Raw genomic sequence first — 15,453 nt, forward strand, 5'->3', positions numbered from 1 at the left:
CGCTTATCCTATCTGTTCTGCATGGGGCACCGGCGCCGGCGCCGCTGGTTCTTCTTCCTGCTGCGGCCGCGCCGTCATCGGAATGATCTGCGACAGGATGGCGACCGGGATCGCGCACAGCATGACCCAGACGAAGAAGTGCTGGTAGCCGAGCGCGATCTGGATGTCGCCGCTGAACAGCTTGAACAGCACGAAGCCCAGCTGCATGATGCCGGTGGCGAAGGCGTAGTGCGCGGTCTGGTATTTGCCCGGCGCGACCACCTGCATCATGTACAGGATCAGGCCGACAAAGCCGAAGCCGTAGCCGAACATCTCCACGCTCAGCGCGGCGCCGATGATCGACAGGTCGGTCGGCTGGAAATAGGACAGCAGGTAGAACGCCACATTGGGCAGGTTGACCGCGAGGATCAGCCACAGGATGGCGCGCTTGAGGCTGAGCCACGAGGTGAAGTAGCCGCCGGCGATGCTGCCGACCACGAAGGCCACGGTGCCGACGGTGCCGTAGACGGCGCCCACTTCGGCGGTCGACAAGCCAAGGCCGCCGAGGTGGCGCGCCTCGCGCAGGAACAGCGGGCCGATCGACTGCACCTGCGCCTCGCCGGCGCGGAACAGGATGATGAACAGGATCGAGATCCAGATGCCGGGCTTCTTGAAGAACTCGATGATCACCTGCCACAGCGTGCGGGCGATGGCGGCGGCGTTGGTGTCAGTGGAGACGGCGTTCTTCGCCAGCGGCAGCGCCCAGCTGTTGTACAGGCCCAGGCCGACCATGATGGCGCCCAGGATGCAGAAGCTGATGGTCCATGCCGGCACCACGCCGATGGTCTTCTCGAAGTAGCCGGCCAGCAGCAGCAGGCCGCCGGTGGTGAAGAATTTGCCGGCGTTGAAGAAGGTGCCGGTCCAGCCGGCGTACACCGCCTGGCCTTTTTCATCGAGGCTGGTGATGTACAAGCCGTCGCACGCGATGTCGTGGGTGGCCGCCGAGATCGCGACCAGCGCCAGCATCGCCATGCAGGCGGCGAACCAGAACGGCGCCTGCAGCGCCAGCGCGACGCCGCCCAGGCACAGGCCGCCGAAGATCTGGAACGACACCACCACCAGCTTCTTGCTGCTGGCCAGTTCCAGGAAGGGACTCCACAGCGGCTTGAACACCCAGGCGAAGCCGATCAAGCCGGTCCAGTGATTGAGCTCGTCGTTGGGCACGCCCATGCTCTTCAACATCTGGTTGGCGACGATCATCACCGCGAAAAAGGGCAGCCCCTGCGCCAGGTACAGGCTGGGCACCCAGAGCTTGGGGTCGCGGATTGTTGGTTTGTTCTGGTCCATGGTACGTCGTCTCCTGTCCGCCCGTCGTTCGTATTTAGTTTACTTGGCGAAGCCGGGCACCGGCGCGTTGCCGGTGGCTTGTAATTCGCCGGACAGCCAGCCGTTGACCGCGTCCAGCGCCGGCTTGGCGAAGCCGTAGGTCATCAGCGCGGGGGCCTGGATGTCGAGCGCCTGGTACGGGTTCCACAATGCCAGGTGCAGGTCGGGGCGCCAGGTGCCGCGCGCGTGCTCGCCGTAACGCAGGCGCGAGGTCGAGGCCAGCACGGTGAAGCGGCCGTCCCGCGGCAGCGCGGTCCAGTCGAAGGTGTCGGCGTCGGCGAAGGTCACCAGCTCGACGTCGTACAGGCGGCGCAGCGACTCGGCCACTTTCTCGGCCGGCACGCCGGCTTCCGAGACACCGTCGCTGACCACGTCCTGGCGCACCACCAGGCGCACCTGCGCGCCCTTGGCGGGCCGCTGCGGCGCGCCGTAGGCGGTCAGGCTGCGGCGCCAGCCTTCGGCCATCACCTCGCGGTCGGCGGCGTCTTCCTTGTACGAGCGCGGCTTGCATGGATAGGCCTTGGCCAGCGCGGCCAGGCGGTCCAGGCGGACCTGTACTTCTTCCTGCGACAGCTCGCCGGAGGCCAGCGCCGCGGCGATCGCGTTCAGCGTTTCTTCCTGCGTTTCGGTGGTGCCCAGCGCCATGACCATGTCGGCGCCGGCGGCCAGCGCGCGCACGGCGGCGTTGCCGACGCCATAGCGGCCGGCGATGGCGTGCATGTCCATGCCGTCGGTGATGACGATGCCCTTGTACTTCCATTCATCGCGCAGCAGGCCGGTGAGGATGCGGCGCGACATGGTGGCCGGATTGTCCGGGTCCAGCGTCGGGTAGACGATGTGCGCGGTCATCATGGCCGGCGCGGCGCCGGAGGCGATGCGGAACGGCGCCAGTTCCAGGCGGTCCAGTTCCTCGACCGGCTTGTTCACGGTCGGCAGGTCGCGGTGCGAATCGACGTTGGTGTCGCCATGGCCGGGGAAGTGCTTGACGCAGCAGGCCACGCCTTCGGCATGGCTGCCGGCCATCCACGCCATCGCCAGTTCGGCGGCGCGTTTCGGCTCGGCGCCGAAGGAGCGCTCGGCGATCACCGGGTTGTGCGGATTGTTGTTCAGGTCCAGCACCGGCGCGAAGTTCCAGTTGAAGCCCAGCGCCTTGACCGCGCGCGCCACGGCGGCGCCGGTGCGGTGGGCCAGGTCGGTGTCGTCGGCCGCGCCCAGGCCCATGGCGGCCGGCGGCGCCGGCACCCAGGTCGAGCGCACCACGGCGCCGCCTTCCTGGTCGATGCCGATCAACGATTCTGGGCCCATGGCGGCGCGCAGGTCGGCGGTCAGCTTGGCCAGCTGCTCGGAGTCGGTCATGTTCCCGCGGAACAGGCAGACGGCGCGGATGCTGTTGGTCTTCAGGAATTCAGCGGTGGCGGCGTCCAGCACGGTGCCGGGGAAGCGGATCATGATGAGTTGGCCGGCTATTTTTCTGAGTTCGTTTTGGGTCTGGGTCATTTCACTGCTCCGTCCATGCCGCGCATGAAGAATCGTTGGGTAAACAAGAAGGCTGCCAGCGTGGGCAGGATGGTTAGCACAGTCCCGGCGGCGATCACGCGCGTGCTGCTGCCGAAGGTGCCGCGCAAATACAGCACGCCCACCGACAGCGGGAATTCGTCCGGCTTGCTCATGACGATCGAGGGCCAGATATATTCGTTCCATGCTTCGACCGCCGTCAGGATGCCGACCGTGGCCAGCCACGGCGCGATCAGCGGCAGCATGATCTTGCTGAAGATGGTCCATTCGGACGCGCCGTCCACGCGGGCGGCATCGATCAGGTCCTGCGGGACTTCCTCGAACGCCTGCTTGAGCAGCAGGATGGCGACCGCCGTGACGACATTCGGCAGGATCACGCCGGTGTAGGTGTCGACCAGGCTCAGTTTCGTCACCGTGATGAAGTTGACCAGGAAGTTGACTTCCGACGGCAGCACCAGCGTGGCGAGGATCAGGCCGAACACCAGCTTGCGGCCCTTGAAGTGCATGCGCGCCAGCGGATAGGCTGCGGCCGAGCACAGGGCCAGCTTCCAGAACACGGTGCAGGCGGCGATGAAGACGGAATTGCGGAAGAAGGACCAGATCGGGATCGCGTTGAAGACTTCGACGAAGTTCTCGAACGATGGTTCCTTCGGCCAGAACGTCGGCGGGAAGGCGAAGATGTTCCCTTCGGTGGACAGCGCCGTGACCAGCGTCCACCAGAACGGGAACACGCAGACGACCGCCAGCGCGCACAGGATGAGGTAGTGGCCGAGGGTTTTCATCGGTGCTTGGGCTTGATGTAGCGCAGGCAGAGCAGGGCGATGCCGATGCAGAAAATGGACATCACGAAGCTGGCCGCCAGCGCGCGCGGCAGCTTCAGGTGCTTGAGGCCCTGGTCGTAGGCGTAATACAGGCCGGTGAAGGTGGAGTTCATCGGACCGCCTTGCGTCAGCACGTCCACTTCCTGGTAGGCCTTGAGCGCGGCCAGCACGGAGAGGACGGAGCAGATCATGATGGTGGGGCGCAGCATCGGCACGGTGATCTTCCAGAAACGCTGCCAGCGGTTGGCGCCGTCGAGGATGGCGGCTTCCTGCATGTCGGCGGGGACCGCCTGCAATGCGGCGAGGTACATCACCATGTACCAGCCCAGGCCGCGCCACAGCGTGACGAACATGATGGCGAACAGCGCGAGGTTGTCGTTGGAGAGCCAGCCGACCGGGGCGCCGACGAGGTTGAGCGTCATGAGCACGTAGTTCAGCGCGCCCTGTTCGTGGAACATGAAGCCCCACATGATGCCGACCACCGATACCGTGGTCACGACCGGGACGTAGAAGGCGGCGCGGAAGTAGCGGATGCCGGGCAGCTGGTTGTTGACCAGGACCGCGAGGCCCAGCGCGCCGATCTGCACGAAGGGCACCATGAGCAGGAACAGCAGCGAGTTTTTCAGGCCGGTGACGAACATCTCGTTGTCGAAGATGTAGCGGAAGTTGTCCAGGCCGACCCAGTGCGTTTCGCGTATCAGGCTGTAGTCGGTGAAGGCCAGCAGCGAGCCGAAGGCCACCGGCCAGAAGGAGAAGATCGCCAGCAGGATCAGCGCGGGGGCCAGGAACAGCCATGCGGTGAGGTTGATGCGGCGCATCTTGTCATTCCCGCGCACGCGGGAATCCATGCCGGCTGGACTGGCCGGTTCAGCATGGGGGCCCGCGTTCGCGGGAATGACGGTGGCGGCGCGGTTCTCGCTCATATCAATGGCTCCGCTGTACAGCGAGCTTCTTGTTCCAGATCGCGACCGCCTGGTCCAGCGCCTGCTGGACGTCCTGCTTGCCGGTGACGCCCGCTTCGACAGCCTTCACCAGGTAGCGGCGCAATTCGTCGTAGTCGGTGATGCCGGCCACGTACAGCGTGTGCGAATGCGGCATCGACACCGCGCCCGCCGATACAGCCTTCTCGGCCGCACCGGCACCCGGCGGCACGGTGGTGAAGAACGGATCGTTGGCCGCCTGCGCCATCGCCGGATAGACGCTGGCCTGTTTGGCGAACGCCAGCTGGTTGGCGTCATTGGTCAGGTAGCGCGCGAACTTGCCGATGGCCGGCAGCAGCTTGGCATCGACATTCTTCGGCACCGCGAAGTGCACCAGCCAGCCGCCGTCGGCGATGCCGGTCGGGCCCAGCGGCACCGGAGCGACATCGGTGATGGCATAGATATCTTTCGCATCGCTCTGGATGCGCTTGACCGCCGTCGGCGGCGCCAGCAGCATGCCGAGGCGGCCGCCCTTGTAGGCGTCGATCGCGGCGGGGAAGTTATCCTCGGCAAACAGCGCGTCCTTCAGCAGGCCGCCGGCCTTGTAGGTTTCCGCCAGCTTGGCGATCAGCGCCACGTGTGCGGGCGAGTTGAAGACCGCCTTGCCGTTGCTGATCACGGCCAGCCCTTGCTGCATCATCAGGCCGTCGATCTTGGACAGCGCGGGACACAGGCCCGCCTTGCCGGTGCGGGCGGCGATCCGGCGCGCGAACAGCAGCTGCTCGTCGAGATCGCGCGGCGCGTGCGGGATGCCGGCGGCCTTGAATATCTGCGTGTTGTAGGCGATGACGGCGACGTTGCTGTACATCGGGAAGCCGTAGGTCTTGCCGTTGAAGGTCAGGTCTTCCAGCGTGCTGGCCAGGTAGCGCGGGCGGGCGTCGCCGAGCAGCGCGTCGACCGGGGCGAGCAAGCCGTCGCGGGCGAATTCGTCGGCCCACGGCACGTTGAGGTTGACCAGCGCCGGCGGCGTGCCGGCGACGATGCGGGTGACCAGCTTGGTCTGGATGATATCCCAGGGGAAGTCGACCCATTCCACTTTCACGCCCGGATTGCCGGCTTCGTAGTTCCTCACCAGCGTCTCGAAGTAGGGCGTGAACTTGGGCTTCATGCTGAAGGTCCAGAACTCGATTTTTTCAGTGGCGAGGGCCGAGCCCATACCCAGCAGCAGCGCCGTCATCCCCGCGAAAGCAGGAATCCATGCTGAGCGACCATTGCGGCGTCCTATGGATTCCCGCGTGCGCGGGAATGACGGCTTCTCGAACATCTTAGTTGGTCTTGGTGACTTTGCTCAGGTGACGCGGCTGGTCCGGGTCCATGCCACGCGCCGCCGACAGTTTTGCCGCCATCACGTAGAAGGTCTGGATCGCGACGATAGGATCCAGGTCCGGCGTCGCCGCAACCGGCAGGGTCAGGTCGCGGTCGGCGACGTCGGCCGGCGCGGCCAGCAGCACGCGCGCGCCACGGCCGCGCATCTCGGTCGCCAGTTGCAGCAGGCTCGATTGCGTCGGGCCACGGGTGGCGAAGATCACCAGCGGATAGCCTTCCTCGATCAGCGCCATCGGGCCGTGCTTGATTTCCGCGCCGCTGAAGGCTTCCGCCTGCAGTGCCGAGGTTTCCTTGAATTTCAACGATGCTTCCAACGCGACCGGGAAGCTGATGCCGCGGCCGACCACCATGATGTTGCGGGCCGGGGCCAGCACTTCAATCGCCGACGACCAGTCTTCCGTGGTCGCCGCGCGCAGCGATTCCGGCAAAGCTTCCAGGCCGGCCAGCAGCTCCGGATCGTTCTGCCATGCGGCGACCAGGCGGGCGCCGGCGACCAGGCTGGTGATGAAGCTCTTGGTCGCGGCCACGCTTTGTTCTTTGCCGGCGCGCAGCGGCATCGCCCATTCGGCGGCTTGCGCCAGCGGCGAATCGATGTCGTTGACCAGCGCGATGGTGGTGGCGCCGCCGTCGCGGAAGTATCTGATCGGCTCGACCACGTCCGGACTCTGGCCCGATTGCGAGATCGAGATGGCCAGCGTGTCGCGGGTGATCAGCGGCGATTTGTTCAGCGTCACCAGCGACATCGGCAGCGACGCCACCACGCGGCCCAGGCGCGCCATGATCAGGTAGGCGGCGTAGGCACAGGCATGGTCGGAGCTGCCGCGCGCGATGGTCAGCGCGGTCGAGAAGGAGGTGCTCCTCAATTTGCGGCCCAGCTCCGCGTAACGGTCACCGTCGTGCGACAGTTGCGTGGCGACGCAATCGGCTGCGGACAGGGCTTCTTTCAACATCATTGAGGTCACAACAATTCTCCTTCGATATAGACGGCTTTAAGATTCAGGTCACGGTCGAGCACCACGAAGTCGGCGTAGGCGCCGGGGGCCAGGCGGCCCCGCTCTTGCAGGCCGAGATAATCGGCCGCATACGTTGAGACCCGTGCCGAGGCGTCCGCCAGATCGAGGCCGAGTCCGACCAGGTTGCGCAGCGCCTGGTCCATGGTGAGGGTGCTGCCGGCCAGCGTGCCGTCGGGCAGGCGCACGCCGCCCATGCATTTCATGACGGTGTGGCGGCCCAGCATGTACTCGCCGTCCGGCATGCCGGTGGCGGAAGTCGAATCGGTGACGCAGTACAGATGCGGAATGCAGCGCAGCGCGGTCTTGATGGCGCCCGGGTGCACGTGCAGCAGGTCGGGAATGAATTCGGCATACTGCGCATGGGCCAGCGCGGCGCCGACCATGCCCGGCTCGCGGTGATGCAGTCCGGTCATGGCGTTGAACAAATGGGTGAAGCCGTGCGCGCCGTGCTCCAGCGCGGCCACGCCGTCTTCGTAGGAGCCGAGCGTGTGGCCGATCTGCACGCGCATGCCGGCGTCCGACAGTTCGCGCACCAGCTCCAGGTGGCCTTCGATTTCCGGCGCCACGGTGATCAGCTTCAACGGCGCCAGTTCTTCCAGCTTCTCGACGTCGGCCAGCTTGGCCGAGCGCGCGTAAGGCGGCTGCGCACCGAGTTTGCCGGAGTTGATGAACGGGCCTTCCAGGTGGGCGCCGAGCACGCGCGCCTCGCCTTTGCCGCGCTGGGCGGCGGCCAGGCCGATGCCCTTCAGCGCGAGGTCGATGTCTTCCGGCGGCGCGGTCATGGTGGTGGCCAGCATGCTGGTGGTACCGTGCCGCGCGTGGATCGCGGCGATGGTGCGGACGGCGTCGCCGCCTTCCATCACGTCCTTGCCGCCGCCGCCGTGCACGTGCAGGTCGATAAAGCCAGGCAGGATATAGACTTCTTCGTTTTGCGAAGGGTCGGTGCTGCTGCCGTTGATGGCCGCGATGCGCTCGCCGAAAGTGAGTTCACCGCGGACCCAGCCCGCCGATGTCAGGATATTGCCTTTGATTGCATCGCTCATCTGCGCGACTCCGCTACGAATTCATAATAATCACTGCGGCAATACGAGTGGGTCAGCTCCACCGCTGCGCCGTTGTCGAGATAACTGACGCGGGTGATGTGCAGCATCGCAGCACCCGCAGGTATATTGGCCAGGCGCGCTTGTTCGGCGCTGGCGTTGACGGCGCGGATATGCTGCAGCGCGCGCATCGGTATGGTGCCGTTGGCTTCCAGGTAGCCGTACAGCGAATCGGTGACGCTGTGCGGATTCGGCATGTACTGCGCCGGGATCGTGGTGGTCTCGATCGCCATCACCACGTCGTCGGCGGTGCGCAGGCGCTTCAGGCGCGCCACCGGCATGTTGGGCGACAGGCCGAGCGACAGCAGCTCGATCGGCGAGGCGATGCCGATGTCGCGCTGCAGCCAGCGCGAACCGGCGGTGAAGCCGCGCTCGCGCAGCTCCTCGGAAAAGCTGGTCAGGCGCGACAGGGGCTGTTCCAGTTTCGGCGTGATGTAGGTGCCGGAGCCGCGCTTGCGGGTCAGCATGCCGCGCTCGCACAGCATGTCGATCGCCTTGCGCGCCGTCACGCGCGAGATGTTGAGCATGTCCGACAGCACGCGCTCGGACGGCAAAGCCTCGTTGGCGCGCCAGTCGCCGTCGGCGATACCGTCGGACAGCTTGTTCGCAAGCTGCATGTACAACGGGGTATCGCTGTCGGCATCCGGCCGGAAATCGCTCAACTGGGCTAGCACTGGCTACTCCTTCAAACGTTGTTGGATCAGCCGCAAGGCGCCTGCAGCGGAATCGCCTTGCGGCGTCACGATCCGCTTCAACATCGAGACCGGCATGTAGGGCCGCAGCGGCGCGGCCAGTCCGCCGCACAGGGCAATCGGCAGCGCGCCGGTGGTGTCCAGCGCATTGGCCATGATCTCCACTTCGCGTCCCGCTTCGAGCAGGATCAGGCGCGCGGTGTCATTGGTTTCGCCGTGCTGCAGGACGATGCGCGCCAGTTGCGCGTAGTTGGTCTGGGTGGCTTTCGCCAGCCAGTTCTGGATCGCGATACGCTCGCCGCCGCAGGCGTTGGCGACGTCGGTGGCGAAGGCGTTGGCCGGCATGCGGCCGTCCAGCACCTGCTGTACATGGTTGACCGCGCGCAGGCCCATCCAGGCCCCGCTGGCTTCGTCGCCGGCGGGGAAGCCCCAGCCGCCCACTTCGACATGGCTGCCGTCGGCCAGCTTGATCTCGCCGACGCTGCCGGTGCCCAGCGCGATGATGGCGCCTGGTTGGCCGCGGTGCGCGCCCAGCACGGTGGTGTGGCCGTCGCTTTCCAGCGCGACCTTGGCGTAGCCGGGATTGGCGGCGACGAATTCTGCCGCCCACTGCTTGTTATGCACGCCGGCCAGGCCGAGGCCGATGGCGATGGCGGCTTTGTCCGGGAAATCCAGCCCGGCGGCGCGGAACGCCATGCCGGCGGCGTCTTCGACGGCCGCCCAGGCCTTGCCTATGCCGTGCATCAGGCCCGATGGTCCGCTGACGCCTTCCGCCAGTTCGACGCCGTCGGTGCGCGCCAGGCGTACCCTGGTGCCGCTACCGCCGCCGTCAACGCCGATTAAAAATTCGATCATGTAGTGTGAGTGAGCTGTGCCGGGATTCCCCGTGTTGAGGGCACTATATGGTTGGCAAACCAGCTTGTCAACAGGTATTTAACTGGTATTATAAAATATTGAAGTGGACTGGCGTTGTCGAGTTGGAATGTATTTTTAAGTCATTGTTTATATTGAGTATATTGGAATTGTCCGGCGCGCTGGCGGGTGTCGTATTTGCATGCCACTTTGGTCTGGTTTTGGTAGGGGCAGGCCGAAAGGAGTACACTATGGCTTTAGTGCAATGATGAGAGTAGATGATGAACGAGTATTGGGACGACTGGCAGCGCGAAGCACTGGCGGCCGGCGTGAAGCCGGCTTTGGCCAAGCTGGGCATGGAAGTGATGAAGACCCACAAGAAGAACCGCTGGCCGAAGCACTTCCTGGGCCGCATCGACGACGGTCCGATGATGATCGAGATGTGCCTGGAAGAGCCGGATGAGACGGAGTTGCTGTTTATCGAGAATCTCCATCCGTATGACGAGAAACTGATCGCAGCGACCAAGAAGCGCCTGTGCTTCGATTGATGTAGTAACAACCCCGGTGTCAGTGCCGACATTCGGACACCGGGGTTTCTTTTAGTTGGCGCGCTCGCGGGAGCCGTTGCGCTCGTAGGTGATGAGGCGGGCGTGGTCCTTGCCGTTGACGTTGACCGTGGCGTTGCCCGAGCCGTGCACGTTGACCTGCGCCTGGCCCGCCGACAATTGGCGCGCGTTCAGGTTGCCCGATCCACCCAGGTCGGCATTCAGCGTGGCGGTGTTGCCCGATAAATCCATATCCCCCGAACCGCTGAGGACGGCGCGCACGGTTTGCGCCTGCAGGCCGCGCACCGTCAGGTCGCCGGAGCTGTGCACCTCGGCGTCGAGTTTCTTGATGTTGCCGCTCAGGCAGGCTTCGCCGGAGCCGTGCAGCTGGGCGCTGGCCGTTTCCACCGCCAGCGAGCAGGCGTCGAGATCGCCCGAGCTGTGCACCTGCGCGAGGATTTCCTGGGCCTTGCCGTGCAGCCGGACCGAGCCCGAGCCGTGCAGCGACGCGTTGACGCGGCCGCCCTGGACGTCGCCGACGTCGAGGTCGCCCGAGCCGTTGACCCGCAGGTTCAGGTCCTGCGTGACGGCGCCCGTGTCGACGTCGCCGGAACCATTCATCCACAGTTGCAGCGTGGCGGTCTTCAGCGCGCGCAAGTTGAGGTCGCCGCTGCCGCTGGCCGTCACCGTCAGGTCGCGCACGGCGCCGCTGGCGTTCAGGTCGCCCGAGCCGTCCGAGGTGATGGTCAGCGCCTGGCCCTGGAATTGTTGCAGATCGACGTCACCGCTGCCGCCGTTACGCAGGCTTTTCAGGTTGGCCGCGCTGATGCGGATGGTCATCGGCGGCTTGCTGTCCTTGCCCCAGCCGAAGTTGATGGTCCAGCCTTTTTTCTTGTTCGGCTGGCGCACCGTGAGGGTGTCGCCGCTGACCGAGGTTTCGATGTCGGCGAACTGGCGGCGCAGGCCGGACAGTTCGACCTTGTTGTCGCCCTGCGGGGTGACGATGACGCGGAACGGGCCGATGATGTTGATGGCGGTGAACGGCGCCACCGTGCGGTTCTCGGTGCCGATGGTGTCGTCCTGCCGGGCGTCCTGCTTGCTGTCGGCCTGGCTGTAGCCGGCGGCCATGGCGGCGGCCAGCAAGGTGCAAGCCAGGGCGGTGCGTTTGATCGTTTGCTTCATATTGGTCTCGATTGTGGGAAGTGGCGATGAGTGAACGATATGACAAAACTTCGCCGCCGGCTTGCGGAATGGGATGGACGCGCAGATGCGTGGGATCAACTGCAAAAAAACGGTACTGAGCGGTGGTTCGACCACAACTCAACTTTCCCTGCGCACGGTCGATACTGTTTGTATGGCCGCACCGCTGCCGTAATGTCATAATGCATGCATCAATTAGTCGCCAGGAAACACCTGCGCAGTCAAGGGAGCGCACATGATTAAATACATGGGGACAAAGAATACAAATGACGGTTCGGTATTGTATGTATTTTTGATTAATGGTTTACAGAAGGAAATCAGGGAAAGTGCCTTGAAACAATATCCAGGCTGTTACGAGGCTTTGCCGGCCACGGCCAAGGCGCGCATCAGCGCCAACCGCAGCTGGCTGTCGAAGCTATAATGCGCGCGCTGGGACGCTGCCTGAGCGCCGCGCTGGCGCTGGCCTGTTCCTGCGCCACGGCGCAATCGGTGCCCACCACCTTCGGCACCATCGTCGGCAACGGCCTGCTGTGCCGCGATCAGACCGATAACTTCTATTTCTACGATTATTTCGTCAAGCACTTCGGGGCGGCGTACAAGCACGAGGGCGGCGCCTACTGGTTCCGCACCGGCGGCGCCACGCTGTGGGGCACGACCATCTCGGAAGTGATGGTGAGCGACGATACCAGCACCTATATCTTTGTCGGCGCGGTGGCCGAGTCCACGCCGGAGGAGCTGGAGAAGGCCATCATCAGCCAGGTCGGCATCCACTACGTGCGCATCGATACGTCCGCCTTCCCGGTGCGCGAGGCCAAGCCGGCCAGCCGCATCGTGTATTTCGATACCAAATCCAAGATTTACTGCGCGAAGTTCAAGCCGCTGCCGCCGGTGCAGCCGCCGGCGGTCCGACAACGGCTAAAATAGGGCACGCGCACTCCCAAGGTCTTCATGTACACGCATTTTTTCAATCTGAAACAATCGCCGTTTTCCATCGCGCCTGATCCGCGCTACCTGTTCATGAGCGAGCGCCATCGCGAGGCCTTGGCGCACCTGCTGTTCGGTATCGGCAGCGGCGGCGGTTTCGTGCTGCTGACCGGCGAGATCGGCGCCGGCAAGACCACCGTGTGCCGCTGCTTCATGGAGCAGATCCCCGAAAACTGCAAGCTGGCGTATATCTTCAATCCCAAGCTGTCGGTGGAGGAATTGCTGTTGTCGATCTGCGACGAGTTCGGCATCGAGTTGCCGCCGCAGGGCGCGGGCGCGGTCAGCGTCAAGGGCTATGTGGACGCGATCAACGCCTATCTGCTGGCCAGCCACGCGCAGGCCAAGAACAATGTGCTGATCATCGACGAGGCACAGAACCTGTCGGCCGAGGTGCTGGAGCAGCTGCGCCTGCTGACCAACCTGGAGACCAGCGAGCGCAAGCTGCTGCAGATTATCCTGATCGGCCAGCCGGAGTTGCGCACGATGCTGGCGCGGCCGGAGCTGGAGCAACTGGCGCAGCGGGTCATCGCGCGCTACCACCTGGGTTCGCTGTCGGAGGCGGAGACCGGCACGTATATCGAGCACCGCCTGACGGTGGCGGGGGCGACGGCGATCGCGCCGTTCCCGCGCCGCCTGATGGGCGTGGTGCATGGCTTGACCAAGGGCGTGCCGCGCCGTATCAATCTGCTGTGCGACCGCGCGCTGCTGGGCGCGTATGTGGAGAACCAGCCGCAGGTCACGCGCACGATCTTGCGCAAGGCGGCGGCGGAGGTGTTTGCCGGGGCCGATGCGGCGGCGGGCGGGCGGGGGGCGCGGTGTGGCGCCAACCAGCGCTGGCCGCTGGTGGCGGCGGGCGTGCTGGGTGGCGTGGTGATCAGCGCGCTGGCGTGGCAGCTGGCGTCGCGCGACGCCAAGCCGGTGCTAGCCAATGCGCAGGCGGCGATTGCCGCACCTGCGCCCGCTGCGCGCTTGCAGCAGGCGCAAGCCGCGCCGACACCGGCCGCTCTCGCGCCGGCGGAGGCCAAGCCGGCGCAGGTCGACACGGCTGCGCCTTTGCGCCAGCTGGCCGGCATGTGGGGGCTGACGCTGGTCGATGGCGACCCTTGCGCCAGCGCCGCGCGCGCCAACCTGCGCTGCCTGCAGACCAAGGGCGGCATCGATGAGCTGCGCCAGCTGGACCGTCCGGCGATGCTGAAGCTGCACGACGATCCGGTCGCGGCCAACTACGTGTTGCTGACCGCGCTGGACGACAAGCAGGCCACCATCGTCGCCGCCGGCGGCAAGCCGCAGACCGTCAGCGTGGAGGCGCTGTCGGCGCGCCTGGACGGCGAGTTCACCACCTTCTGGCGCGCGCCGCGCGCCTGGCGCGACGAGGTTTCCAGCGGCGATCACGGTCCCGATGTCGATTGGCTGGCCAAGCGCCTGTCGCAGATCTACGACCTGAAGAAGCCGCAGGAAAACCAGCCGCTTGACGCCGCGCTGCGCAAGCGCCTGGTCGAGTTCCAGGGTGCGCAAAATCTCAAGGCGGACGGCGTGGCCGGGCCGAAGACGTTCATCCGCCTGTACCAGCTGGGCGGCGTGCAGGAGCCGCGCTTGCGTGACTAGTGCGCGCGGCCGTCGTAGTGCTGTACCGGGATGGCGTCGAGGTCGATGCCTTCGAGGCAGCGGATATTGATCGCCGCCGTCGCGTCGCCGTTCGGCGCCGTGCCTTCGGCGTAGGGATGGATGCCGCAGGTGAGGCAGAAGCGGTGGTTGATTACGTGCTTGTTGAATTGATAGGTGCCGGCGTTGTCGTCCGGCGTCAGCAAGCGCATGGCGCTGCGCGGTATGAACCACAGCAGCGATCCCTTGCGCTGGCACATCGAGCAGTTGCAGGACATGGCCGAGGCGATCTCGCCTTCGGCTTCAAATTTGACGTTGCCGCAGTGGCAGCTTCCGATGTATTTCATTTCCGGCCTCATTGAAGTTGGTGGGCTTACGTTAAGATACAACGATATCGATTTAGATTGCAGCTATGTCTTATATTTTAGAAGCACTGAAGAAGGCGCAGGCGGAACGTCAGCTTGGCAGCTCGCCCACGATCCACGCGCCGACCTTGCAATCGGCGGAGCGGGCGGTGGACGGCGGCCGCTTCAAGGCGCCGGTGGTGCTGGCCTTGCTGGGCATGGCGGCCGTGATCGGCGTGCTGCTGACGCTGGTGCTGCGGACCTCCGAGCCGGCCGCGCCGGCTGTTGCGCCGTTGCCGCCGCAAGGCGCCCTTGCAGCGGCGCCATCGGTCGCCGCTGTTATGGCCGCACCTGCGCCGCAATCTGCTGCTGTTGCCGCCCCTGCGCCGGCACCGCTGCGGGAGCCGACTCCGCTGCCGGCCCCTGTGGCCGACCTGCCACCATCGGTCGCGCAACTCGCCAAGGCGTCCGCGCCGGCACCATCGCCCGCGTCGGCCGCTGCCGCCTCTGCTGCGGCAGCCCCCGTTGCTGTCGCCGCCAAGCCGGCCGCCGCGCCGGACGAGCCGGTGATGAACCTGCGCGACCTGCCGGAGCCGATCCAGCGCTCGATCCCGCAAGTGGCGGTGGGGGGCTACATCTACTCCAAGAATCCCGCCGACCGCGTGCTGCTTATCGATAAGGTGCTGCGCCGCGAGGGCGAGGAAGTCGCGCCCGGGCTGACCTTGGAAAAACTGCAACCGAAAGAGGCGGTGTTCAGCTTCAAAGGCTACCGCTACCGCGTTCCGTACTAAGTTGTCATCTGCACGTCATGTGTTAATGATATTTTCCCATCATTGAATGCCATGCATGGGAAATATCATGAAACAGCTGAAGCACCTGAGATTCTTGCCGTTGTTAATCGCCGCCGCCTATTGCATGCCGCGCGTGGCGCACGCCGCCGAAGCCGCCCAGCACGAGTCGGGCAGCTATGGCGCCGTGTTGATCTGCATCGGCCTGGTGGTGCTGGCCGCCGCCGGACGCCGTCGCGGCCCGAGCTTCAAACGCGAGATCTGAGCCGCCTGCTGCGTCACCAAATGTTGCTGCGTATAATGGCGGGCAACATGGTGGCGTAAAG

17 protein-coding genes are annotated in these 15,453 nt (G+C 65.2%); 6 read left to right on the plus strand and 11 right to left on the minus strand.

Features of this window, described 5'->3' with window-relative positions:
- Positions 1–3: 3 nt before the first annotated feature.
- The 9 genes from ACEN9F_RS26360 to ACEN9F_RS26400 form a co-directional block, all read right to left on the minus strand.
- Positions 4–1,326, minus strand: a complete 1,323-nt coding sequence (locus ACEN9F_RS26360; RefSeq protein WP_413424883.1) for an MFS transporter — start codon at positions 1,324–1,326, stop codon at positions 4–6.
- Positions 1,327–1,365: 39 nt separating this feature from the next.
- Positions 1,366–2,862: a beta-N-acetylhexosaminidase gene (nagZ, locus tag ACEN9F_RS26365; RefSeq protein WP_413424885.1), complete on the minus strand. Its 1,497-nt coding sequence runs from the start codon at positions 2,860–2,862 to the stop codon at positions 1,366–1,368.
- Positions 2,859–3,662, minus strand: coding sequence for a carbohydrate ABC transporter permease (locus tag ACEN9F_RS26370; protein ID WP_413424887.1), 804 nt, complete (start codon positions 3,660–3,662; stop codon positions 2,859–2,861). The genes nagZ and ACEN9F_RS26370 overlap by 4 nt, the downstream gene beginning before the upstream one ends.
- Positions 3,659–4,624, minus strand: coding sequence for a carbohydrate ABC transporter permease (locus tag ACEN9F_RS26375; protein ID WP_413424889.1), 966 nt, complete (start codon positions 4,622–4,624; stop codon positions 3,659–3,661). The genes ACEN9F_RS26370 and ACEN9F_RS26375 overlap by 4 nt, the downstream gene beginning before the upstream one ends.
- A gap of 1 nt (position 4,625) precedes the next feature.
- Entirely contained in the window at positions 4,626–5,858 is a 1,233-nt protein-coding gene (locus ACEN9F_RS26380; RefSeq protein WP_413424891.1) for an ABC transporter substrate-binding protein, read from the minus strand.
- A gap of 88 nt (positions 5,859–5,946) precedes the next feature.
- Entirely contained in the window at positions 5,947–6,960 is a 1,014-nt protein-coding gene (locus tag ACEN9F_RS26385) for an SIS domain-containing protein (RefSeq protein ID WP_413424893.1), read from the minus strand.
- A gap of 5 nt (positions 6,961–6,965) precedes the next feature.
- On the minus strand, positions 6,966–8,063 hold the full coding sequence (nagA, locus tag ACEN9F_RS26390; RefSeq protein ID WP_413424895.1) for an N-acetylglucosamine-6-phosphate deacetylase: 1,098 nt from the start codon (positions 8,061–8,063) through the stop codon (positions 6,966–6,968).
- The gene (locus ACEN9F_RS26395; RefSeq protein ID WP_413424897.1) at positions 8,060–8,794 is read right to left on the minus strand and encodes a GntR family transcriptional regulator; all 735 of its coding nucleotides are present in this window, start codon (positions 8,792–8,794) and stop codon (positions 8,060–8,062) included. Before ACEN9F_RS26395 ends, nagA begins: the two co-directional genes overlap by 4 nt.
- 3 nt (positions 8,795–8,797) lie before the next feature.
- Positions 8,798–9,667 (minus strand): BadF/BadG/BcrA/BcrD ATPase family protein, encoded by an 870-nt coding sequence (locus tag ACEN9F_RS26400; RefSeq protein ID WP_413424899.1) that lies wholly within the window; start codon positions 9,665–9,667, stop codon positions 8,798–8,800.
- Positions 9,668–9,942: 275 nt separating this feature from the next.
- Here ACEN9F_RS26400 and ACEN9F_RS26405 point away from each other — a divergent pair, with 275 nt between their 5' ends.
- Positions 9,943–10,212: a hypothetical protein gene (locus ACEN9F_RS26405; protein ID WP_413424901.1), complete on the plus strand. Its 270-nt coding sequence runs from the start codon at positions 9,943–9,945 to the stop codon at positions 10,210–10,212.
- 51 nt (positions 10,213–10,263) lie between these two features.
- On the opposite strand, the gene ACEN9F_RS26410 is transcribed toward ACEN9F_RS26405, so the two are convergent.
- The gene (locus tag ACEN9F_RS26410; RefSeq protein ID WP_413424903.1) at positions 10,264–11,391 is read right to left on the minus strand and encodes a GIN domain-containing protein; all 1,128 of its coding nucleotides are present in this window, start codon (positions 11,389–11,391) and stop codon (positions 10,264–10,266) included.
- Between the two features lie 253 nt (positions 11,392–11,644).
- Between ACEN9F_RS26410 and ACEN9F_RS26415 the strand changes: the two genes are divergently transcribed.
- The 3 genes from ACEN9F_RS26415 to ACEN9F_RS26425 are packed head-to-tail and all read left to right on the plus strand — an operon-like array spanning position 11,645 to position 13,998.
- Positions 11,645–11,830 carry a hypothetical protein gene (locus ACEN9F_RS26415; protein ID WP_413424905.1) on the plus strand — a complete coding sequence of 62 codons (186 nt, stop codon included), beginning with the start codon at positions 11,645–11,647 and terminating at the stop codon, positions 11,828–11,830.
- Positions 11,830–12,333 carry a hypothetical protein gene (locus tag ACEN9F_RS26420; RefSeq protein ID WP_413424907.1) on the plus strand — a complete coding sequence of 168 codons (504 nt, stop codon included), beginning with the start codon at positions 11,830–11,832 and terminating at the stop codon, positions 12,331–12,333. Before ACEN9F_RS26415 ends, ACEN9F_RS26420 begins: the two co-directional genes overlap by 1 nt.
- Before the next feature lie 24 nt (positions 12,334–12,357).
- Entirely contained in the window at positions 12,358–13,998 is a 1,641-nt protein-coding gene (locus ACEN9F_RS26425; protein WP_413424909.1) for an AAA family ATPase, read from the plus strand.
- On the opposite strand, the gene ACEN9F_RS26430 is transcribed toward ACEN9F_RS26425, so the two are convergent.
- Entirely contained in the window at positions 13,995–14,342 is a 348-nt protein-coding gene (locus ACEN9F_RS26430; protein ID WP_413424911.1) for a GFA family protein, read from the minus strand. The two genes, ACEN9F_RS26425 and ACEN9F_RS26430, sit on opposite strands and share 4 nt — an antisense overlap.
- A gap of 65 nt (positions 14,343–14,407) precedes the next feature.
- Here ACEN9F_RS26430 and ACEN9F_RS26435 point away from each other — a divergent pair, with 65 nt between their 5' ends.
- Together ACEN9F_RS26435 and ACEN9F_RS26440 are read left to right on the plus strand one after the other, a co-directional pair.
- Positions 14,408–15,130, plus strand: a complete 723-nt coding sequence (locus ACEN9F_RS26435; protein ID WP_413424913.1) for a general secretion pathway protein GspB — start codon at positions 14,408–14,410, stop codon at positions 15,128–15,130.
- Positions 15,131–15,197: 67 nt separating this feature from the next.
- Positions 15,198–15,392 carry a hypothetical protein gene (locus tag ACEN9F_RS26440; protein WP_413424915.1) on the plus strand — a complete coding sequence of 65 codons (195 nt, stop codon included), beginning with the start codon at positions 15,198–15,200 and terminating at the stop codon, positions 15,390–15,392.
- Positions 15,393–15,453 lie beyond the last annotated feature (61 nt).

The organism is Duganella sp. CT11-25 (genome assembly GCF_047302815.1).
Classification (GTDB): domain Bacteria; phylum Pseudomonadota; class Gammaproteobacteria; order Burkholderiales; family Burkholderiaceae_D; genus Rugamonas.